The following is a 21147-nucleotide window of genomic DNA, read 5'->3' as shown; positions in this document are numbered from 1 at the left end:
GTTCCGGCAGGCAGTTTATTGCGCTGCCCACCGGTCACTGAACTAAAGCGTCGGAGCTTATACGCCGAGTTGCTTTTCCTTGATCTCTGCAAGGGTCTTGCAGTCGATGCACAGGTCAGCAGTTGGGCGGGCTTCAAGACGACGGATACCGATCTCAACGCCACAGGCTTCGCAGTAGCCGTAGTCGTCCTTATCTATCAGATCGATGGTTTTCTCGATTTTCTTAAGTAGTTTCCGCTCGCGATCACGGGTACGCAGTTCAAGGTTGAACTCTTCTTCCTGGCTGGCACGATCATTCGGATCAGCGTAGTTGTTGAGTTCGGTCTGCATGTGCTCTTTTGTGCGGTCAACTTCTTCCATCAGCTCCTGGCGCCAGTTGCCGAGGATTTTGCGGAAGTGATCCTGTTGCGCTTCATTCATATACTCCTCGCCTTCTTTCAGGTCGTATGGAGTAAAGTCAGACAGGGCAAATTCTTTTTTCTCTTGCGGCATTTCTCTTGTGCCTCACCTGTTCAAATAATAGTCACGCATCAGCGCTTTTCTGAGCAATGCATCAGATGCGCAAAAAATACAAGGCCGGGAAACTATCAGATAACATCGCCAGCGCCAATACTTTTATGTGTTCATTTGTGAGTTCATATCCTGCTGTGCTAACACCTAATCTGGCACAATAGCCCATAAATCTTCAAAAATTTGAGAACTATGTCATCAACTTCGAAAAGAAGTGGCGAAATTAAGCCGTTTCAGGTCATGGCTATTCTGGCAGAAGCGCAGGCTCTGCAGGCCGCAGGACATGACATTATCCACCTTGAGGTCGGTGAACCAGATTTCACGACGCCGGAGCCTGTAACCGAAGCAGGTATTGCTGCCTTAAGAGCAGGAAAAACGGGATATACACCGGCACTTGGCCTGCCTGAGCTACGCGAAAAAATCGCGCACTATTACCAATCGCGGTTTGGCGTTACCGTGCCAGCATCCCGTGTGGTACTGACGCCCGGTGCGTCGGGGGCGTTGCTGCTACTGACGGCTGCGCGGTTGAACCCGGGTGATCAACTGATGCTGGCTGATCCGGGATACCCGTGTAACCGACATTTCGCGCGCGTGTTTGAGGCCCATGGGCAACTGATTCCGGCTGGTCCCGAGCAGAAGTATCAACTGACGTCCGACGATGTTGAACGGCATTGGCAGCCATCGACTCGCGCCGCGCTGGTGGCCAGCCCGGCAAATCCGACGGGCACCGTTCTGTCTCTGGATGAATTGTCACAGTTATCACAGGCCGTCGCTAAGCAGGGCGGTGAGCTTTGGGTTGATGAGATTTATCAGGGGCTGAATTTCGGAGCCGGTGAAGGCGGCGGAGCCGAAACCGTATTATCTGTCGCCGACGACGCTGTCGTGCTGAACAGCTTTTCCAAATTTTTCGGCATGACGGGCTGGCGCCTCGGCTGGGCTGTCGTACCTGAATCACTGGTTCCTGTGCTGGATACTCTCGCACAGAATCTGTTTCTGGCGCCACCTACACCGGCGCAATACGCTGCGTTAGCCGCTTTTTCTCCCGAGGTCATGGCGACATTAGAAGAGCGCCGTCAGATACTGCACGAGCGCCGCGATTATCTGCTGAGTGTATTGCCTGAGCTTGGTTTCAAGGTGCCAGTGGTCCCGGAAGGAGCATTCTACGTCTATGCGGATGCCAGTCGTTTTACCGATGACAGTCTGGCCTTCTGTGCGCGGCTTCTGCGTGAAACGGGGGTTGCCATCACGCCGGGCGTGGACTTTGGCGAGCATCGTGCTGGCGAGCATGTGCGCTTCGCTTTCACGACCCGTATTGAGCGCTTACAGGAAGCGATAGGGCGCCTTGCTGATTGGTTGCCAGAATACGTTGCTGAACAGGGTGGTCGATAATGCAGTACGAATTACCTCTGATCGAAGGCACTCTGATTAAGCGTTATAAGCGCTTTCTTGCCGATATCCGTTTGCAGGACGGCTCCGAGATTACAGTGCATTGCCCGAACACAGGTTCGATGAAACGCTGCGCTGAGCCGGGGAGTAAAGTCTGGATTTCGGACAGTGCGAACCCGAAGCGCAAATACCGCTATACCTGGGAATGGGTCGAAGTGGATGGAAAGTACCGTGTTTGCGTGAACACCTCCCGTCCTAATCAGATCATTGGTGAGGCACTCGAGGCCAGAGCGATAGAAAGCCTTACTGATTATGAATCACTGCAGCGGGAGCCCAAAGTCGAGGATGGCCGCCTCGACTTCTGCCAGGTGTTTGAAGACGGTCGCCGGTGCTGGATTGAAGTAAAAAGTGTCACTCTGCTCGAAGAAGACAATGGCCTTGGTTGCTTTCCGGACGCAGTAACCGACCGCGGACGTAAGCACTTGCTTCGTCTACAGGCCCTGAAAGAAGAGGGGGACCGGGCGGTACTTCTGTTTTGTGTGCCTCACGAAGGTATTCATGAAGTGACCGTGGCAGAGCATATCGACCCCAGGTACGCTGAGGCGTTACGTGCGGTGGTGGCTTCGGGGGTTGAAGTGATGGCGGCGAAGGTCAGCTTCGCCGACGATGATTCAGGACTTGAGGTCAGTGGCGTATTGCCGGTAGTGCTCTGACAGTACTTTGAGAGCAATTTGAGAGCACTCTGATGTATTTCAGGTTACTGGTCAGAGTTCTACCCAGATATCGTCATCGCGTACTTCGCAAGGGAGTGGCGTGAGCGACTGGCCGGTGCAGGGGCCGGATACACAGTAACCGCTTTCGATCAGAAACAGTGCGCCGTGCATGGCGCACTGAATCAGCCTGCCATCCGAATCCAGAAACTGATCTGGCATCCATTCAAGGTTTACGCCCAGATGCGGGCAATGATTACGGTAGGCGTAAAGAGTGCCTTGTTGGCGGACAATAAAAAAGGAATGTTCGTCGAGTTCGAATCCACGGGACTGACCTTCTTGCAGGTCGGAATCTTTGCAGATGGCTGGCACAGTGCGTCCTGTTACTTCGTTTGATCGTAAGAAAAGCCGGAGGGCTATTCTAGCAAGGCGATCTGACAAGCGGGCAAAAAAACGCCCCTCGACTCTTCGTGAAAAGATAGAGGGGCAAAGCAACCGTGATTAGCCTGGCCTCTCGGCCAGTGATGAGAGAGATCATCATTCAGACCATGTCAGAATGCTGAACATCGCTGGTGATGAGCCAGCGACAGGATTCATACTAGGGCAGGCTCTAAATGCAGTCAATAATAATTATCATTTAGTTTTGTAAAGAGTGTGTCAAAGGCGTTCTCTCTGACCAGAGAGCGCATTTCAGTGCTGCTCAAGTACCTGCTGGTTCATCATATTGATGCGTCGTGCCAGGTTTTCAATCAGGTTAACCGCAGCCTGAGGTTGTGCTTCGATCAATACGGTAAAGTCCTGCTGCGGCACTGCCATCACAGTACATGCCGTTGAGGCGATGATGGACGCCGAACGCTTTTCGCCAGTAAACACTGCCATTGCACCAAAGACTTCATCTTCACCCAGTTCGCCGACAGAGACTCCGTCCACGATCACATCAGCATTGCCACTGATGATGGTATACACCATGTCGGCGTCGTCGCCTTGTTGAATAATGATGTCGCCCGCTGAAAAATTCAGGAATCCGGCCGCAGGTTTGAGCTGCTCTTTCGACAGAGCGCCGAGGCGTTCTGTCAGTAGCGAATTGAGGGTGACCAGGTAATGGCTCCAGCAGTGCTGGCGGCGCTTATCGTTGTAGATATGAAGCAGAAAATCATCGCGATTGACGGGTTGTAGTTCGACATAGCCATCGGTCATGAGTGTTGGTGATGGCAGGTGGAACGACTGACTGATTCCGATCAGGTCGCCTTCTTCACAGGAGAACAGGGTATTTTCGTTGCTGCAGATATTGATGATGCCATCTTTGACAAGGAACAGGGTGTCTTCGTCAAAGTGCTCGTAGAGGTCATCCACTGATTCAAAAGTGACAGTATTCTGAGTGTGAGCGAAACCTTGTAGCATCTCTCTTGCGAGTTGCTGCAGCCGGGGGGAGTTCGCTTCAAATCCTGTCGCGGGTTCAGTTCCATTCTGATACATGGTGCCTCTCTTGCTTCTGTGAGCAATTCGTTGATGACACTACTTTACCCGATTCGGCTGAGATGTAAGCAGCCTCAGTCGCTCAGTGATAACTGAGTCACATATTGCTCGTGTGGCGCAAACGTGTCCCCATTGTCACTGATAAGCGGATCTCTTCGGCGCTCAGTTCGGGCGGGAAATAGCAACCGCTGATTTTTGCATCCGCCAGACTCGCGCCTCCGAGTTGGCAGCCCCGGAAGTCTATACCACGCAGATCCGAACCGCGGAAATACGTATCTGTGAGGTCCATACCGGATACGTTGAGCTTACGAAGATCCAGACCTCGAAGATCACACCCGGTAAGATCACAGGACTGCCCGGACTCGCGCGCCTGATTAAAGCCCTCGACGTTATCGTCGCGCAGCATCAAATACATCGGGTCCTGACTGATTTGAGGTGTGGTCATGCAGTGACTCCTGAAATACACTTTGATGCTCTCAGTATAGGCACTGGTTCTGACATTGCTCTCCACACCGCTTCCCGCATTTCTTCTCAGCAGTCGCTGGCAGGATGAGGGCGATACAACACAACTGATTTTCTGGTGGGCGACTCCCCAAGGTGCCGTCCGTACCTGTATCGAACAGCCCTGCGTTTGCTTTATTCCGGCGAAACACAAGGGGCGTGCTCAAGAGGTCATATCGGCCCTTGGCTGGCCCATTACCTTGCGGGAAGTTAGCTTAAAGCTGTTCAGTCAGGAACCGGCCGTCGCCTGTTATCTTCCTTCTGCTTTCCTTTACCGCTGGCGCGATGTCCTGAGCGACCAGAAAATTCAGGTTTATGAGTTGGATATCCGCCCCACCGATCGGTATTTGATGGAGCGTTTTATTGCCGGGTCGGCTCAGATACATGGTGGGGAGTGGACGTCTTTCTCGCAATCTGCCACCTGGCACTCTGCGACCGGTGTGCAGCTTACTCCTGGTGATTATCGTCCGGAACTGCGTTACCTGTCGGTGGATATCGAAACTTCGTTCCCGCGCACGGATGAGCCTGACCGGCTGTTTTCTATTGCTTTTTATGCACCCGATTTCTCTCACGTTCTGATGATCAGTGACCAGAAAGGCGATAATTATGAAGCGGTTGCCGATGAGCCTGCTTTACTGACACGTTTTCTGGATGTCATCGCAGAGTATGATCCAGATGTACTGATCGGCTGGAATTTTATTCAGTTTGATATGGCGTTTCTTAAGCGTAAGTATGCCGAGCACGATATCCCGTTCGCCCTTGGTCGCGACGGCAGTCTGCTGGACTGGCGCCAGTCTGCACAGAACCCGGATCGTACTTTCCTGCATACGCCAGGGCGGGTGATCCTCGATGGAATAGAATGTCTGCGTACGGCAACCTGGCAGTTTGATAGCTTCGCGCTTGATGACGTTGCTGATCAGCTTCTGGGCGAAGGTAAGTTACTTCATGGCGAAGAGCGCGGTGGTGATATTGAGCGGCTGTTTGTTGAAAATAAGCAGGCGCTTGCGGCTTATAACCTGAAAGACTGTGAACTTGTCTGGCGTATTTTTGAGCACACGGATCTGTTCAGTTTTCTGGTTGAGCGCTCGCGTATGACGGGTCTGCTGATGGATCGCATGGGCGGCTCTGTTGCCGCTTTTGAATACATGTATCTGCCTCGCATGCACCGGGCTGGCTGGGTTGCGCCGAATATGGGGGACGGTTACAGCGCAGAAAAAAGCCCAGGCGGCTATGTTATGGACTCACAGCCGGGCTTGTTCAGGCATGTACTTGTGCTGGATTTTAAAAGTCTCTACCCCTCTATTATCCGGACATTCTGCATAGATCCGGTTGGTTTGATTACAGGGGAACATGCGCCGGCTGAAGAGGTTATTCCCGGATACTTTGGTGGCGTATTTCATCGGGATCAGCACATTCTTCCTGATTTAATCCGACATCTTGGTGAGCTCAGGGAGGAGGCAAAAAAGCACAATAACCAGCCGCTTTCTCAGGCGATCAAAATCATCATGGCTTCGTGTTATGGCGTGCTGGGGTCTGACGGATGCCGCTTTTACGACACGAGATTAGCGGCCTCAATCACCAAACGTGGTCATGACATTATTCAGCGAACAACGGCTTATATTGCTGAGAAAGGCTATCAGGTTATTTACGGCGATACTGACTCGGTTTTCGTTTGGCTGCGTCAGGACCTCGATGATCACGAGGCCGATAAGCTAGGGCATCAACTGGCTGAAGATATTAACCAGTGGCTTTCCATTGAACTGAAAAACGAATTCAGGCTCCAAAGCTATCTGGAACTCGAATACGAAACGCATTACCGACAGTTCTTTATGCCGTCCATCCGCGGTGCCGAAACTGGAAGTAAGAAGCGCTATGCTGGCATCAATGCGAGTGATGAACGATTAGTATTTAAAGGCTTAGAAGCGGTGCGGAGCGACTGGACACCGTTGGCTCGTGAGTTCCAGAAAGAGTTATACCGTCGGGTGTTCTGTGGCGAGCCATGGGGGCAGTGGCTAAAAGATCAGGTCGGTGAACTTTTTGATGGCAACGCAGATGACATGCTGATATATCGTAAGCGCTTGCGACGACCATTACCTCACTACCAGAAAAGCAGGCCGCCCCATGCGAAAGCCGCGGCGGTGATGGATCGTTGGCTGGAGACCCAGAAACGTCCCCCCAGATATCAGGACAGGGGAGGGTGGATCAGTTACGTCATGACAGTGAACGGGCCAGAGCCAGTAGAGGTGCAACAGTCGGCCATCGACTATGACCACTATCTGGAAAAACAACTTAAACCAGTAGCTGACTCTATCTTTCAGTTTACTGGCCATAATTTTGATCAGGAAGCCGGCCAGCAACACCGACTGTTCTGACCGGCAGAATAACGACAGGAAATACTATGATCAGATGTATGCTCGAAAGTAGCGACGGTTCTATCCGTACTGGTGGTTCTGAATTGCTGATTGAGTGGCAGCGTAACCGTGAGGGTAAGTTCTGGCTTGATATCCAGGAAGAAGATACGTCCGGTGAGCGCAAATTACTAGAGAACCTGGGTCTGCATACTCTGGCAGTACAGGATGCTCAGCGTGATCGTCACCCGCCTAAACTCGAAGAGTTCGATGATTTCACTTTTGTACTGTATCGGGGCATTGCCAGCTTTAACTCGGAGTTGGTGCATGACTCGCAGAACATCGCATTTTTTGTCGGTGAGAATTTCCTTGTTACCCGTCACCCAAAACCTGCGGTCAGTATTGAAAAATTGTTTTCTGAACAGGGCTCAAAGTTACTTAAGCAAGGCCCGGGGTTTCTTGCTCTGCGAATTATGCATACGTCGGCGGGGCTGTATCTTGATGCGTTGCTTGAGTTCGAAGAGCGCCTGAGCGATATCGAAGATGCTCTGCTAGACGACGGTAATGACGACCTGATGCGTGAGCTGGTGACCTACCGTACTCGCCTGGTAAAACTGCGGCGCTTGTTTAATTATCACCGCAATATTACCGATGAATTGCGCAGTGATGAGTATCTGGCCCTGAATTATAAAGACGACCCGATGGGGCACGCGATCACAGACCTTCACGATCGTTTTGACCGTCTCTATACGCTTGCGGAAATTTTCTACAGCATCAGCGGTGATTTAATTGATGGTTATATTTCTATTGCTTCACATCAGCTGAACCGTACGATGCAGGTGCTCACAGTCATTACTGCGATATTTGTGCCTCTCGGCTTTCTGGCGGGCCTCTACGGGATGAACTTTGAATACATTCCCGAGCTTAAAATAGAAAATGGCTACTTTATTTTATTAGCGGCCATGGGCTCAATTGCTGTGGGGCTGCTGGCGCTGTTCCGTAAAATACGCTGGCTATAATAGTTGCTGAATGTGGGCTCTGGTAATCAGAGTCCACATTCAGCGGCATCTTCGGGAAGCAGGTGTTCGTACTGCTCATCGGTCAGGCTATAAAGGAAGCAGACCAGTCCTTCGATATCGTTTTCACTCAGTGCCGTACCCTGACGCAGTTCTGTAAAACTGATGTTCTCGCCGACTTCTGGTGCCGCCCAGGCAATCCCGGTTTCCGGGTTTATGCCGTTAGTTGAGTTTGTCAGGTGGCGGTCGTAAAAGCGGATGACGGTATCCAGCGACTGAAACACCCCATTGTGCATGTAGGGCGCCGTGACGCCGACGTTGCGTAACGTTGGTACCCGGAACTTCCCTTCAAGCCCACTTGTATCAGTCTCGTCTGAAACAGCGTCAATGGCAGCGAGGCCTGTATCGGTAAAGCCATCTTCGCTGCCGTTCGCTGTGCGGAGTTCGGTATTCACCGGGACGCCAATATTGTGAAATTCGTAATTGCTGAATGTCTCGCCACTATTGCCATTGGGGCGAAGCTGATGGCAGGTTGCGCAGTTGGTAAATTGCTGCGAGAAAAAGCGAGCTTTGCCCAGCGCTGCTTTGGACACTGGGCTGTATTGGTATTCGCCGCGGATGAATTTGTCGTATTTTGAATTGAAGGGCGACATCACGGGGCTGCGCTCAAAGGCAGCAATCGCCTGCGTCATCGCGCTGTAGGCTGCGTCCACATCATCAAAAATATTGGTGCCGTACAGTTCGGTAAAGGCTTCTTCGTAGCCGGTGTTTTCACGCAGACGCGCGACGACGGTCGCCTTGTCTGGCATGTTCATCTCGACAGGATTCAGAGGCGGGCCGCCGGCCTGATCTTCCAGTGTCGTTGCACGACCATCCCAGAACTGGCCACCTATGTAGCCCACATAGTCTGCCTGCGGGCTGTTAAAACGACGGTGCGTGCCGAAGCTGAACTCAGGGATACTGGCAGAGTAAAGTGCCGTTGGGGTATTTCTGTCACCGAGAGAAACGCCATCATCACCTAATGAGGCAGCGCGAACGTTGCCGCCGTCGTTGGTCGAAGGTTCTGTAAACGCATGGTCAGGATCATGGCAGGTCGCGCAGGACTGTGTGCGGTCCAGAGATAGGTTGGTATCGTGAAACAGGGATTCACCCAGGTCTATCGTCTTGCTCTCAAGGTCACTGGCTGAAGCGGAGTCTGAACCACCACTGCCGCCGCCACAGGCCGTCAGGCCTGCCGATAAGAAAACCGTCACAGCGAGCAGGCTGAGCTTCATATTCCACACCATGTACACACCATAAAAAAATACGACTATTCGGGTCAGTTGTTGAGCATAACGCGATAGTAGCAGATGATCGTGATTTAAATCATGACATTAGCTTACATTTGGTATTGAAAGTAATTCGCATTGAGTTTAATGTGACCTCACTTTTTAAGCCCTCAGTGGCTCTCTGATGATGGAGTAATATATGAAGCTTTCTCGACTGGCGATCGTTGTCGCAGCCGGATTCACACTGGCCGCCTGCGGTGGCAGTAATAGCAGCAGCACGGAAGATATCCTGAACCTCGAGAACGTAGGTAAGGTGCTTGAGACCAATGCCGATATCGCATACGCCGCGTATTCTGACTCTGTCACGACTGCTCAGGCGCTGAAAGCTGCGTTGGCTGATTTCCGTGCTAATCCAAGCGAAGCGAACCTGCAGGCAGCGAAGCGCGCCTGGCTGGTGGCGCGTGAGCCATATGGTCAGACTGAGGTTTACCGTTTCCGTAACAGCCCGATTGATTCTACCGATTACAGCAGTGAAGATGGCCCAGAAGGAGCGATTAATGCCTGGCCTCTGGGTGAAGCGCTGATTGATGATGTAATAGTTCTTGATTCAGAAATGAACATCAGCGCGGATTTTGGCACAAGCGAGATTGGCGTAACCGATAACGAAGTGTCAGGCACCAATGGCCGCGTTGGTGACGAAAACGTTACTGACGATGGAACACTCTACGAGATCACGGCCGAAGATTATGATGATTCTGACAATATTATTTCGCGCACGGATATTGAGATTAACACAGCACTTCTTGAGTTAAGCGCGACGGCTGAAGATGAGCATGATGTGATTTCCGGCTACCATGCGATTGAGTTCCTGCTCTGGGGCCAGGATCTCAACGATAACGGAGAGACTACTGACGGTACTGATCGTGGTGATGCAGTGAAAGTACTCGATGAGGAAGATGCCGATGAAGATAACTCTTTCTACGCGGCCGGCGGTGATCGCCCGATTGAAGAATTCCAGCCGAGCTACGATGCAGAAGCAGCATCTGGGAACGAAAATGTCGATGCAGCTTACGACTTTACTGTCGAATCTCACCGTCGCCACAAATTCCTCGAGGTTGCTGTTGATAAGCTGATCGCGGATCTCGAATCTGTACGTGATGGTTGGGCACCGGGTGCCACTTATCGTACTGCATTTACCACAGTCACTAACGAAGCTCAGGCGAAGCAGAAGCTGACTGAAATTCTGACGGGTATGGGTACCCTGTCTGAAGGTGAACTGGCGGGTGAGCGTATGCAGATCGCTTTCTCTGCGAACTCTCAGGAAGACGAACACTCGTGCTTTTCTGACAACACGCACCGTGATATCTGGCTGAACGCTGAAGGCGTTTCAAACAGCTACTACGGGAAATACGCCGGTTATGACAGCACACTGAACGGCGTTGATGACGTGACCACTAACGCAGTGAATGGTTATGGCATTGATGACTGGCTGAAAGATTCTGGCGAAGCTGAACTGGCGGCGGACATTGCCGTTGCTCTGTCGGCGACTGAAACTCAATACGTTGCCATTGATACCCAGGCACGTGCGGGCTCTCCATTCGATGTTCAGATCATGGAAGAGAATGCTGAAGTCAGTAGCGCTGTGGCTCAGGCCATTATCGCCCTGAACGCTCAGTCTGCACTGATCGCAGACATTGCTGAAAAAGCTGGCATCGACGGAGCTGTTATTGTCGACCCTGAAGCGTCGGCCTGTGATACCGAAGACCCAACTGCGAGCTGTGACGAGTAAGTCTGCCGTGGTTGATAAAAAGCCGGCGTTTCGCCGGCTTTTTGCGTTAGCAGCCGGTGTCTCAGGGCTCGTTTCTTTGGGCCTCTGCGGTGGTTGTGACAACAGCAAAACATTGCATCAACAGATTGCAACGGGTGGCGAATCAACTTATGTGACGAGTCACCTGACACGTTTTGACTTACCTGCACCGGCCCTCAATGACGCGCAGAAAGCGGACTTTTATGCGGGGCGTGCATTAGCGCACCAGCCATGGGTAAAAGCACCGACGAGTACGACGGCCCGTGATGGCCTTGGGCCATTGTTTAATGCCCGCAGTTGTCTGGGTTGCCATATTGAGGGTGGTCGGGGGACATTACCTGACGACAATAGCGAAGCTGTTTTTACCGCCTTTGTTCGTTTGAGTATTCCCGGTGAGGAACAGAAACTCGGTTCTGTGCCCGAGCCTGGTTATGGTCAGCAGATTCAGACACAGGCGACGGGATTGATGTCGCAGCTGGGCTTGCCCCCCGGTCCGGACGATCTTAAGCCTGAAGCTGATCTGAGAATTAACTGGCAGTACCACTCGCATACGTATCCAGATGGTCGTGTCGTAGAATTACGTGAACCCGAACTGGATTTACGCCAGCTGAGCTATGGGGAACTGCATCCTGATACTCTGTTCAGCCTGCGCCAGGCACCAGGGATGTTTGGTACCGGACTGATCGCGGCTATTAAGCAAGCCGATATTGATGCTCTTGCAGACCCCGCTGATGAGAATCGAGACGGTATTTCCGGCCGGGTGAATCAGGTCTGGAGTGTTTCTGAGCAGGCGACGGTTCCTGGTCGTTTCGGCTGGAAAGCGAACCGCCCGGACCTGGAAGTGACGGTTGCGGCAGCATTCGCTGATGATATCGGTATTTCGAATCCTTTATTTCCTGTGCAACCTTGCACATCTGTTCAGTCGTTATGCCAACAGCAGCCCAATGGAAATAACGCTGATGGCTTTGAAATTCCTGAAGACCTGTTACATCTGGTTGTCGAATTTCTCCGCCATACGGGGACACCGGCGGCTCGGCTGACAGAAGACCTTAATGCAGGTCAGGAAGCTTTTAATATCGCTGGCTGTCAGCAATGTCATCAACCCTCTTTTATTACTGCAGAGAACGCACCGGCCGCGCATCTGGCAAATCAACGCATCTGGCCATACAGCGATTTTCTTTTGCACGATATGGGGCCTTTGCTCGCTGATGAGCGACCAGACTTCCAGGCGACGGGCTCTGAGTGGCGAACGGCGCCTTTGTGGGGGATTGGGCTTCAGAAAACCGTGGGGGCAGACCTTTCACTACTGCACGACGGGCGAGCCCGTAGCGTTGAAGAAGCGATTCTTTGGCACGGTGGAGAAGCAGCTAAAGCGCGGGCTCTTTTTGAGGCTATGTCTGCAGATACCCGGCGACAACTGATCGCCTTTGTGGAGGCGCTCTGAATGGCGACGTCTGACATGATGACGAGAAGGCAGATCCTGAAATCAGGCGTGTTCGGCAGTACGGTTCTTTTACCTTTGCATGGCCTTGCTTTGGGTTATTCCTCTTCGGTGATGGAGAGTGAATATTGGGGCTCAGCAGTTCTATCTGAGGATCAGACCGGATTTGCTTCTGTATCCCGCAATCAAACGTCCGCCCTTGAGCAAACGGCATTTCGCGGTCACGGGGTGTGCCTGAATCCTACAGATAAAAATAGCCATTCGATACTGATGATGGCTCGCCGCCCGGGCAGTGAGGGAATTATTTTTGACCTAGCGACTGGCGAAGAATTATCGCGCTTTTACGCGCTCCCTGAACGTCAGTTTCAGGGCCACGCCTGTTACAGTGAAGATGGCTCAGAAATATACGTGACACAAACGATATTTTCTCCCGGCCACCCTGATCACGGCAAAGGCATGATCAGTGTTCGTGATGCCAGAAGCTTCGTTCAATTACGTGAGTTTGAAACGGGCGACCCCGAGCCCCATGAAGTGCTGCTGATGCCTGACGGAATACACCTTGTCGTTGCTAACGGTGGTCGTTTTCCGGGACAGGATGGGCGAAGTAACGACGCCACAGAGATGAGTTCGTCACTGGTGATCATCGACAGAACTACTGGAGAAATCAGTCAGCGCCACACCCTGACGGAGCTGAAAGCAAGCATCCGTCATCTTGCCATCAACAAGGAGGGCAGTGTGGTTGCCGCTTTGCAGGTGCAGCGTCAGGCGTTGACCGATAGCGATCCGCGGCCATTAGCCGCGGTGCTGACTCCCGAGGGAGATTTCAGTTACTTACCTGCCCCGGACAATCTGTGGTTGGGAGCCCATGACTATATGGGCAGCGTTGCGGTACATGCTTCGACGGATGTTGCCTGTATGACGACTCCGAAAGGGAATTTCGCTGTTTTCTGGCATGTGAGTTCGCAGACTTTACTGGGGTACTTTCAGATGCACGATGTGTGCGGTGTGTCCGTCAGCGAATTAAATGATTGTTTTGTGCTGAGTAATTCAGCGGGCGAATTGCGATTTATTGATCCCGTATCCCAACAAGAAAATACATCGTTGCGTCAGAGTTATTCAGATCTGCGTTTCGATAACCATTTATCTCAACCTGTGATAATCCGAAAAGGCTGACCAACTTTGAATAAGCCAGAAGCATTACCCAGCTGCGTCCCTAATGATGACGGATACCGTAAAAATAATGTCAGAATTGCAGTCGCGATATTACTGGCTGGAGCGCTCACAGCCTGTGGTGGTGAGCGTAAAAATGATCCGCTCATTCTGACTGATGACACGCTAAATACCGCACTGACACGCATTGTCGATGAGACAGTGATTCCTAATACAGAAGCTTTCGCTGTTGACGCTGATGCGCTGGTGTCTGCCACCGTTAGTTTTTGCGAAGACCCCGATATAGAAAGGCTCGAACAGGCTCAGACGGCCTGGCAACAAAGCAGTGTCAGCTGGTATCGCGTACTCCCGTTTCTGTTTGGACCGCCGGACGATAACCTGCTGACGCCAGGGTATCTGTATATTGATTCGTTGCGTCAGCGCGGTAATGACTACATCTCAACCGTGCGTACAGAAATCAATGAGTCAGCCTCTGGCAGTGAAACATTAAACGACGCGTACTTTGAGGGGCTGAGTTTTACTAAAGTAGGCCTGCTGGCCTTAGAAGTCGCTCTGTTTGAAGACGCCTCTGAAAGCACAACTGATTCAGACATCGTTGCCGGTTTTATTACAGAGCCCCGACGTTGTGACGTTCTGGAGGGGCTGGCCCGTTTGCAGGCGAACTATGCCAATGACTTTTTCCAAGGCTGGATCAGTGACTATCAGAGCTCGGGTGAAGCTTACCGCGAGCGCTTTCTTCGTGGCGCGACGGATGATGGCTCGGCGCCACTGACTCTGCTTCTGACCAGTGCACAAGAACATCTCAACTATCTGAAGCAGAGAACAGTGGCTGATCAGGCTGGCCAGATATCCGGCACCAGTTGGGCACTGATGCAGGCAACAATGGAAGCGACTGAGGTCATTATTGAAGGTGGTGGTGATTCAGTTGTCACGCTTGCCTCTCTTATGCTGGCGGCCCAGGAAGAGTCCGCGTTACTGAGCGTGCGGGATAATTTTGAACGAGTCTACGAAGCGGTTATTGATCAGAGCAATCTCGATTTTTATACCGCAGCCGGACTATTGGATGGCAACTTTAAACGAGAAATTCCCGATGCCCTGGCCGTAGAACTGGGTATTAATTTCAGTGATGGCGATTAATAAATAGTGCCCTCAACAGGATCAGATACAGGACATACACAATGAAAACGAACACGAAAAAACACGGGCATTTTTGTAATCCGATGCTGGCAACGCTGTCGCTCGCTATTTGTTCACTCGCGGTTGGGAACGTATCGGCGCAGGAAGCAGCAGATGAGCCGGTCTCGCGCGCAGAGCTTGAACAGCGTATCTCTGAGCTTGAGTCTATGTTAAATGAGAGGCTGGGTGCGCTCGCGGATACTATGGATGAAAGCCTGGCTCAGGAGTCGACGAAGCAGGTTCACCTTGGCGGTTATGGCGAGCTGCACTACAACAATCTGAGTACCGACGACGAAGATAAGCGTCAGATTGATCTGCATCGACTGGTGCTGTTCGTAGGTTACGATTATTCAGACTCGATCCGCTTTGTTTCTGAGTTTGAAGTTGAGCACACTCTGGTCAGTGGTGGCAGTCAGTATGGTGCGGTAGAAATTGAGCAGGCCTATATCGAAATGGATGTTCTCAATGGCGCCCAGTTCCGTACCGGTGTTATGTTGATGCCGCTCGGTATTGTCAATGAAACACATGAGCCACCGACGTTTTACGGAACAGAGCGTCCGATTATCGAGACCACGGTTATTCCATCCACCTGGTACAGTGCGGGTATCTCACTGTCAGATACGCTCGATAACGGCCTGAGCTACGATGTCCTGATTACTGAAGGATTTAAAACCGAAGATCCGACCACCAACGACGCCGCAGATCCCTTTGATCTGAAAGCGGGCAAACAGAAGTCGTCGTATGCGTCGGTATTTGATCCTGCTATCACGGCTCGCTTACGTTACCGTGGTATTACGGGCCTCGAAGTTGCGGGTTATACCCAGTACCAGCCAGACCTTGATCAGAGTGCCGAGGAGTCCTATGCCGATTCTGCATTACTGTTGGGCGGTCACGTGATTTACACCCTTAAAGACACAACCTTTACGGCGCTGTATGCCCGTTGGGACCTTGCAGGCGATGCCGCCGAAGCAGCAGGCAAGTCCGAACAGTATGGCGGCTATGTTGAGGTCTCGCAGCGCTTAGGCGAAAAGTGGGGCGTTTTTGCTCGTCAGAGTAACTGGTCTCAGGAAGAAGACGATAACGCCGCTCAGACTGATTTTGGGGTGAATTATTATCCGCATCCTGACGTTGTATTTAAGGCGGATGTTCAGATGCAGAATGACGACGCTGAAAGCCGTGGTGATATTAATTCAGGCAGCGGTTTCAACCTTGGGATGGGTTATCAGTTCTGATAACTAAGGTTGCTAAGTTGAGCCTCTGCCTTGTTCTTTACTGGCAGAGGCAACCGCAGCTCGAGTCTGGATTTCAGCTCAGCTTTATCGGCTGTGTGAACAGAGTTCAACCACGCTTCTTCCTGAAGATGTTGATCTGCGCGGGTAATAATGACTTCGTCGGAGGCGATCAGTTCGGGCAGGACAACTTCGAGAAAATCGAGCGTTTCCGGGTAGGGGTGGCCAATTAAAATAGCGCTGCCTTTGCGTTCAGCGACTTTCATAGCGCGCTGAAACTGAGCAAAAAGGCCGTCAAGACTGCGGTCATTATCGAGAAAAACATCGCGTCGGTCTGTTGGTATTCCCGCTTGCAGAGCTTCACTCTCAGCCACGCTCAAGGGATTAGTGAGGCTGTCGATAAAATAGAGTCCACGCTGCCGTACCACCTTCATAATACTGTTCATAGCAGTCTGGTCGGCGGTAAGAACACTGCCCATGTGGTTATTCACGCCTTGCACATGGGGAATTGAGTCCAGACTTTCCGCCAGTGTTTGCTGCAGTTCTTCAGGTGTCATCTCTTGTGTCAGGGCGCCCGGCCCTAAAGCTGCTCCTGTGGCGTTAGCCATAGGGGCATGAAGCATGATCCCTTTATTATTTTCTGCGGCTATGCGAGCAAGACGCGCTGCATGTGGCGTGTGAGGGAGAAACGCCAGTGTCACCGGGCCAGGAAGTGCGACGGCACGGTCGCCTAACGGACCGTTATTACCAACGTCATCAATGATAATAATCAGTGTAGGAGTGGCGAGTGCCGGTGAGGCAATAAACGCGGTGAGAGTCAGTAAAAGCGCAGCTAGTGGCTTTTTAATGATGTTTCTCACCGCGCGGACCATCCTTATTCAGCAGTCGTACTGCTTTTGGTTTTTTTTGGGCTAAGGATGGTGACACCACGGAGCAATGTGTGTGCTTCATAGAGCTGAAAATCACGACGAATCAGGTCATCGCTTTTATTTTCTTTCTGGCTCTCTTTGCTGTTCTTTGAAGTGACTTCGCCGTCAGGGTTTTCAAGGTGCCCGGGTAAATCAGACTCTTTGTAGTACTGTTGTTCACTTGGCGTCACTTCGCTTTGTTCGACGACGATATCCGGCACGATACCCTGCGCCTGAATAGAGCGGCCGTCCGGTGTAAAGTAGCGGGCTGTGGTCAGTTTGACCGCAGCGGTCTCTGAGACTGGCAGAACCGTCTGAACGGAGCCTTTGCCGAACGATTGAGTTCCCACGATGACGGCACGGCTGTGATCCTGTAAAGCACCAGCGACAATTTCTGACGCTGAGGCAGAACCACCGTTAATTAGCACAACAATAGGGATGTCTGGCACTAGAGTGTCTTTGCGCGCTTCGTAGCGGACATCTGACATAGGCGAGCGCCCTTCGGTGTAGACGATCAGGCCTTCTGAAATAAAGGTATCGACGACAACAACTGCGGCCTGGAGTACTCCGCCCGGATTGTTACGCATATCCAGAATCAGGCCATTGAGGTCAGAATCGTTTTGCCAGGCGCGCAGCGCTTCCTGAAGTTCAATGCCGGTGTTTTCCTGAAATTGCGTCAGGCGGACATAGCCTATTTCGCCGTCGAGCATTTCGGTACGGACGCTGGCCACTTTGATTTCTGCGCGTTCAATCGTGAAACTGAGAAGTTCGGCTTCACCTTTGCGGCGTACTTCTAACGTAATCGGCGTACCGGGTTCGCCGCGCATGAGTTCAACGGCATCGCTCAGTGATAAGCCCATCACGGGCTCGCCATCGAGGCTGACGATCAGGTCGCCAGCGCGTATGCCTGCACGTTGTGCCGGGGTATCGTCGATCGGTGTAATGACACGAACCAGGCCGTTCTCCATGCCGACTTCAATACCAAGGCCGCCGAACTTGCCTGAGGTATTTTCCTGGAGGTCGGAGAAGTCTTCCTCCTGAAGGTAGGCGGAGTGCGGATCGAGAGAATTGAGCATGCCTTTAATGGCATTGTTGAAAAGCGTCTTGTCATCGATCTCTTCAACGTACGAGCTGCGGATGCGTTCGAATATTTCGGTGAACGTGCGAAGATCCTGAAGGGGCAGTTCCTGCTGGATTTGCGGGCTGCTTTCAATCGCCGACTGATCCTCTGTGATATCTACTGCGGTCTCTTCAGCGATACCTGATAACGGCATAACGATGACTGCACTGGCAATCAAGGGGCGGAGCAGATGTTTCCTTAGCATGTTCACTCGCTCTGTATAACGTGCCGCAAGCATGGCACAAAACTGTCTGGCTGTTAAGAATGGCCTGTTCAGAGGCGTTTTTCTTCTTAATCTGGTCGTTTTATCCGCGCTTCAGCCAGGCCGCCGGGTCTTGCGGTTGACCTTTATGACGAATCTCAAAGTAGAGGGCGGCGCTCTGTTGTCCGCCGCTTTTCCCGGCGGTCGCAATAATTTCACCACCATTTACCCAGCTGCCAACGTCCCTGAGCAGAGTCTGATTGTGAGCATAAAGGCTGAGGTAGCCATCGCCGTGGTCAAGAATTAACAGCAGACCAAAGCCCCGGAGCCATTCAGAAAATACAACCCGGCCATGATGTATCGCGCGGATGTCTGCGCCTTCCCGTGTGCCTATCTTCCAGCCTTCCCAACGTGCATTGGGGCCATTGCGGTTGCCAAATGCAGCGAGCACAGGGCCGGCAAGTGGTCGGGGGAGCTTGCCGCGCATCTTACGGAACGGCACTTCATCGTTATGTCGCGGGCTGTTACTGACCAGTGTTTCAACTTCGGCCAGCAGGGATTCGAGGCGTTTTCGGTCAGCTTCTCGCTGTTTCAGACGTTCACTTTCGCTGCTCATCTGGCGATCAAGCTTAGCGAGCAGAGTCTGTTGCTCTGCGCGGCGCGTCTCGAGTTGTTTGTTTTCCCGCGTCAGGCGCGCATCACTCTCGCGTAACTGAGCTTCCTGCTCTGCGATCAGGACTTCGAGGTTATCCAACCGGTTCAGTTCGGCGATGGTGTTACTGAGGTTTTCAAGGCGGGCACGGTTGAAATAACCGAAATAGCGGGTCATTCGTTGGTTCTGGGCTGGATCGTCCTGAGCGAGCCAGAAGCGTATGGCTGCCTCATCACCCATCTGTCGGGCAAGGCGTATCTGTTCACTTAATAGTTTCTGATGGCGGTTACGGAGCTGACGAACCTGGGCCTGCTCCGCCTGAAGCTTTTTTAGGCGAATCTGCTCCTCACGCAAACGAGCGCGGGTAGCTTCTATCTCTTTGATCTGCGCGGCAATTTCCTGATCGGATTTGCGCAGGCGTTGTTGCAGCTCATCATGCTCTTCACGGGCTTCAGTGAGCCAACTTTGCAGCTTTTTGATTTCGGCTTTGATCTGATCCAGACGCGCCTGGTCATCAGCCTGAACGGTCAGGCTGATGATCATAGTCAGGATGACAACAACAGAACGTAGCATGAGGTCGTAAGTCTGGATTACCTGGTCAGTAGCGAAACACCGGTCATTTCAGCCGGTTGTTCGACGCCCATAATATCAAGAAGGGTAGGTGATACGTCACACAGGCGTCCGGTGTTCAGGCCACCTTCGGCACGGTTGTGGACGTGAATCAGATTCACTGGGCCGGTGGTGTGCTGAGTCATCGCCTGGCCATTTTCATCCAACATCTGCTCGGCATTGCCGTGGTCGGCAGTAATCAGGCACTCGCCACCCACTTCCAGAATCGCGTCAGTTACTTTCTGCAGGCAGTCATCAATGCATTCCGCGGCTTTAACAGCAGCGTCGTAGACACCGGTGTGACCGACCATGTCGCCGTTTGCATAGTTACAGACGATCAGGTCGTAACCCCCATTTTTAATGGCGTCTACCAGTTTTTCGGTGACTTCCGGTGCGCTCATTTCAGGTTGCAGGTCGTAAGTGGCAACATCTGGTGACTTCACCAGAATGCGGGTTTCGCCGTCGTACTCCTGCTCGCGACCGCCTGAGAAGAAGAAGGTCACGTGGGCGTATTTTTCTGTTTCAGCAATACGCAGTTGCTTCATGCCTTTGTCAGAAATGTATTCGCCAATGCCATTGACCAGCTTTTCCGGCGGAAAAGCACAGCTGGCTGGAATGTCAGCGGCGTACTCCGTCATCATGACGTAGTCGCACAGGGCCGGGTGAGCCTGGCGCTCAAAGCCTTTGAATTCATCACCTTCGACAAACGCGCGGGTGATTTCACGGGCGCGGTCTGGGCGGAAGTTAAAGCAGATGATGGCATCGCCGTCTTCCACTTTGCCCGGCTGGTCGCCAATCACAGTGGCTTTAACAAACTCGTCGTTTTCGTCACGCTCGTAAGCGGCTTTCAACGCATCAACACCTGTTGGTGCTGAGAATTCGGCCTGACCTAGTGTCATGGCGTTATAGCCTTGCTCGACACGGTCCCAGCGGTTATCACGGTCCATCGAGTAGAAGCGACCAATCACAGTCGCAATGGCGGCGTTACCGAGTGTCGCGCAATGCGCTTCAATTTTGCTGAGCGACGGTTCGGCTGAGCGTGGTGGCATATCGCGGCCGTCGAGAATCGCGTGGATGCAGACCTTGCTGACACCTTTCTCTTTGGCCATATCAAGCAGGGCAATCAGGTGATCTTCGTGACTGTGAACACCGCCCGGCGATAGCAGACCAAGCAGATGCACGGCCTTGCCTGTCTCTGCCGCTTTGTCCATCGCCGCTGCGAGAGCTGCGTTACTGGTCAGCTCGCCATCGCGGATAGTTTTGTTGATGCGAGTGTAGTTCTGATACACGATGCGACCAGCACCGAGGTTCATGTGGCCAACCTCAGAGTTACCCATCTGGCCATCCGGCAGGCCAACGGCCTCGCCTGAGGTCTGAATCAGAGCATTCGGGTATTCATTCAGAAGGCGATCCCAGGTTGGGGTATTCGCATTGGCAATGGCGTTGTTCGCGGTTTCTTCGCGGTAGCCCCAGCCATCAAGAATAATCAGGGCGGTCGGTTTTGGTCGCGTGGTCATGTCCGTACACTCAGAATTACAGCAAAACGGCAGTATACCTTACCCCCGTGCGACACTGAACAAAGCGCCCGCGAATAATTGTCATATACAGGAATGACAAT

Annotated in this window: 18 protein-coding genes; 9 read left to right on the top strand and 9 right to left on the bottom strand. The window is 52.3% G+C overall.

Annotation, left to right across the window (positions count from 1 at the left end; genetic code table 11):
* Positions 1-57: 57 nt before the first annotated feature.
* Positions 58-492 carry an RNA polymerase-binding protein DksA gene (gene dksA / locus B3007_RS07115; protein ID WP_068439292.1) on the bottom strand — a complete coding sequence of 145 codons (435 nt, stop codon included), beginning with the start codon at positions 490-492 and terminating at the stop codon, positions 58-60.
* A gap of 210 nt (positions 493-702) precedes the next feature.
* Here dksA and B3007_RS07110 point away from each other — a divergent pair, with 210 nt between their 5' ends.
* Together B3007_RS07110 and sfsA are read left to right on the top strand one after the other, a co-directional pair.
* Entirely contained in the window at positions 703-1899 is a 1197-nt protein-coding gene (locus B3007_RS07110) for a pyridoxal phosphate-dependent aminotransferase (RefSeq protein WP_301378177.1), read from the top strand.
* Positions 1899-2609: a DNA/RNA nuclease SfsA gene (gene sfsA / locus B3007_RS07105; protein WP_301378178.1), complete on the top strand. Its 711-nt coding sequence runs from the start codon at positions 1899-1901 to the stop codon at positions 2607-2609. Before B3007_RS07110 ends, sfsA begins: the two co-directional genes overlap by 1 nt.
* Positions 2610-2660: 51 nt before the next feature.
* On the opposite strand, the gene B3007_RS07100 is transcribed toward sfsA, so the two are convergent.
* The 3 genes from B3007_RS07100 to B3007_RS07090 form a co-directional block, all read right to left on the bottom strand.
* Positions 2661-2978 carry a Rieske (2Fe-2S) protein gene (locus tag B3007_RS07100; RefSeq protein ID WP_068439300.1) on the bottom strand — a complete coding sequence of 106 codons (318 nt, stop codon included), beginning with the start codon at positions 2976-2978 and terminating at the stop codon, positions 2661-2663.
* 318 nt (positions 2979-3296) lie between these two features.
* Entirely contained in the window at positions 3297-4082 is a 786-nt protein-coding gene (locus B3007_RS07095; protein ID WP_301378179.1) for a Crp/Fnr family transcriptional regulator, read from the bottom strand.
* Positions 4083-4179: 97 nt separating this feature from the next.
* Positions 4180-4527 carry a pentapeptide repeat-containing protein gene (locus B3007_RS07090; RefSeq protein ID WP_068439304.1) on the bottom strand — a complete coding sequence of 116 codons (348 nt, stop codon included), beginning with the start codon at positions 4525-4527 and terminating at the stop codon, positions 4180-4182.
* 55 nt (positions 4528-4582) lie between these two features.
* On the opposite strand from B3007_RS07090, the gene B3007_RS07085 reads away from it, so the two are divergent.
* Both B3007_RS07085 and B3007_RS07080 read left to right on the top strand, forming a co-directional pair.
* Positions 4583-6955, top strand: a complete 2373-nt coding sequence (locus tag B3007_RS07085) for a DNA polymerase II (RefSeq protein ID WP_301378180.1) — start codon at positions 4583-4585, stop codon at positions 6953-6955.
* Between the two features lie 26 nt (positions 6956-6981).
* Positions 6982-7950, top strand: a complete 969-nt coding sequence (locus tag B3007_RS07080) for a magnesium transporter CorA family protein (RefSeq protein ID WP_301378181.1) — start codon at positions 6982-6984, stop codon at positions 7948-7950.
* A 26-nt stretch (positions 7951-7976) separates the two neighbouring features.
* Here the strand turns inward: B3007_RS07080 and B3007_RS07075 are convergent, their stop codons facing one another.
* Positions 7977-9221 carry a cytochrome-c peroxidase gene (locus B3007_RS07075; RefSeq protein ID WP_068439414.1) on the bottom strand — a complete coding sequence of 415 codons (1245 nt, stop codon included), beginning with the start codon at positions 9219-9221 and terminating at the stop codon, positions 7977-7979.
* Between the two features lie 193 nt (positions 9222-9414).
* Between B3007_RS07075 and B3007_RS07070 the strand changes: the two genes are divergently transcribed.
* From B3007_RS07070 to B3007_RS07050, 5 genes are read left to right on the top strand one after another with little or no spacing between them, the layout of a single operon-like run.
* On the top strand, positions 9415-11004 hold the full coding sequence (locus B3007_RS07070; RefSeq protein ID WP_068439310.1) for an imelysin family protein: 1590 nt from the start codon (positions 9415-9417) through the stop codon (positions 11002-11004).
* Complete coding sequence (locus B3007_RS07065; protein WP_297533835.1) at positions 10994-12466, top strand: di-heme oxidoredictase family protein; 1473 nt, start codon at positions 10994-10996, stop codon at positions 12464-12466. The genes B3007_RS07070 and B3007_RS07065 overlap by 11 nt, the downstream gene beginning before the upstream one ends.
* Entirely contained in the window at positions 12467-13636 is a 1170-nt protein-coding gene (locus B3007_RS07060; RefSeq protein ID WP_068439312.1) for a DUF1513 domain-containing protein, read from the top strand. It abuts the gene before it with no gap.
* 6 nt (positions 13637-13642) lie between these two features.
* Positions 13643-14770, top strand: a complete 1128-nt coding sequence (locus tag B3007_RS07055) for an imelysin family protein (protein ID WP_301378182.1) — start codon at positions 13643-13645, stop codon at positions 14768-14770.
* Between the two features lie 41 nt (positions 14771-14811).
* A complete protein-coding gene (locus tag B3007_RS07050) occupies positions 14812-16041 on the top strand; it encodes a hypothetical protein (RefSeq protein ID WP_301378183.1) in 1230 nt (409 codons plus the stop codon).
* Here the strand turns inward: B3007_RS07050 and B3007_RS07045 are convergent.
* The 4 genes from B3007_RS07045 to gpmI all read right to left on the bottom strand — a co-directional run bounded on the left by B3007_RS07045 (position 16032) and on the right by gpmI (position 21046).
* Positions 16032-16898 (bottom strand): divergent polysaccharide deacetylase family protein, encoded by an 867-nt coding sequence (locus B3007_RS07045; protein WP_301378184.1) that lies wholly within the window; start codon positions 16896-16898, stop codon positions 16032-16034. The genes B3007_RS07050 and B3007_RS07045 overlap by 10 nt on opposite strands.
* A gap of 14 nt (positions 16899-16912) precedes the next feature.
* Positions 16913-18271, bottom strand: a complete 1359-nt coding sequence (locus B3007_RS07040) for a S41 family peptidase (RefSeq protein WP_301378185.1) — start codon at positions 18269-18271, stop codon at positions 16913-16915.
* A gap of 100 nt (positions 18272-18371) precedes the next feature.
* Positions 18372-19493, bottom strand: coding sequence for a murein hydrolase activator EnvC family protein (locus tag B3007_RS07035; RefSeq protein ID WP_068439318.1), 1122 nt, complete (start codon positions 19491-19493; stop codon positions 18372-18374).
* Positions 19494-19510: 17 nt separating this feature from the next.
* A complete protein-coding gene (gpmI, locus tag B3007_RS07030; RefSeq protein ID WP_301378186.1) occupies positions 19511-21046 on the bottom strand; it encodes a 2,3-bisphosphoglycerate-independent phosphoglycerate mutase in 1536 nt (511 codons plus the stop codon).
* Between the last annotated feature and the right edge of the window lie 101 nt (positions 21047-21147).

The sequence above is a fragment of the Thalassolituus sp. UBA675 genome (assembly GCF_002297765.1).
GTDB lineage: Bacteria > Pseudomonadota > Gammaproteobacteria > Pseudomonadales > Oceanobacteraceae > Thalassolituus.
The sequence above is the reverse complement of the archived record's forward strand: the minus strand, read 5'-3'. Positions and strand labels throughout refer to the sequence as shown.

Coding starts and splice junctions, on each gene's coding strand:
- dksA (WP_068439292.1), bottom strand. CDS start 492: ATGCCGCAAGAGAAAAAAGAATTTGCCCTGTCTGACTTTACTCCATAC.
- B3007_RS07110 (WP_301378177.1), top strand. CDS start 703: ATGTCATCAACTTCGAAAAGAAGTGGCGAAATTAAGCCGTTTCAGGTC.
- sfsA (WP_301378178.1), top strand. CDS start 1,899: ATGCAGTACGAATTACCTCTGATCGAAGGCACTCTGATTAAGCGTTAT.
- B3007_RS07095 (WP_301378179.1), bottom strand. CDS start 4,082: ATGTATCAGAATGGAACTGAACCCGCGACAGGATTTGAAGCGAACTCC.
- B3007_RS07090 (WP_068439304.1), bottom strand. CDS start 4,527: ATGACCACACCTCAAATCAGTCAGGACCCGATGTATTTGATGCTGCGC.
- B3007_RS07080 (WP_301378181.1), top strand. CDS start 6,982: ATGATCAGATGTATGCTCGAAAGTAGCGACGGTTCTATCCGTACTGGT.
- B3007_RS07075 (WP_068439414.1), bottom strand. CDS start 9,221: ATGAAGCTCAGCCTGCTCGCTGTGACGGTTTTCTTATCGGCAGGCCTG.
- B3007_RS07070 (WP_068439310.1), top strand. CDS start 9,415: ATGAAGCTTTCTCGACTGGCGATCGTTGTCGCAGCCGGATTCACACTG.
- B3007_RS07060 (WP_068439312.1), top strand. CDS start 12,467: ATGGCGACGTCTGACATGATGACGAGAAGGCAGATCCTGAAATCAGGC.
- B3007_RS07050 (WP_301378183.1), top strand. CDS start 14,812: ATGAAAACGAACACGAAAAAACACGGGCATTTTTGTAATCCGATGCTG.
- B3007_RS07040 (WP_301378185.1), bottom strand. CDS start 18,271: ATGCTAAGGAAACATCTGCTCCGCCCCTTGATTGCCAGTGCAGTCATC.
- B3007_RS07035 (WP_068439318.1), bottom strand. CDS start 19,493: ATGCTACGTTCTGTTGTTGTCATCCTGACTATGATCATCAGCCTGACC.
- gpmI (WP_301378186.1), bottom strand. CDS start 21,046: ATGACCACGCGACCAAAACCGACCGCCCTGATTATTCTTGATGGCTGG.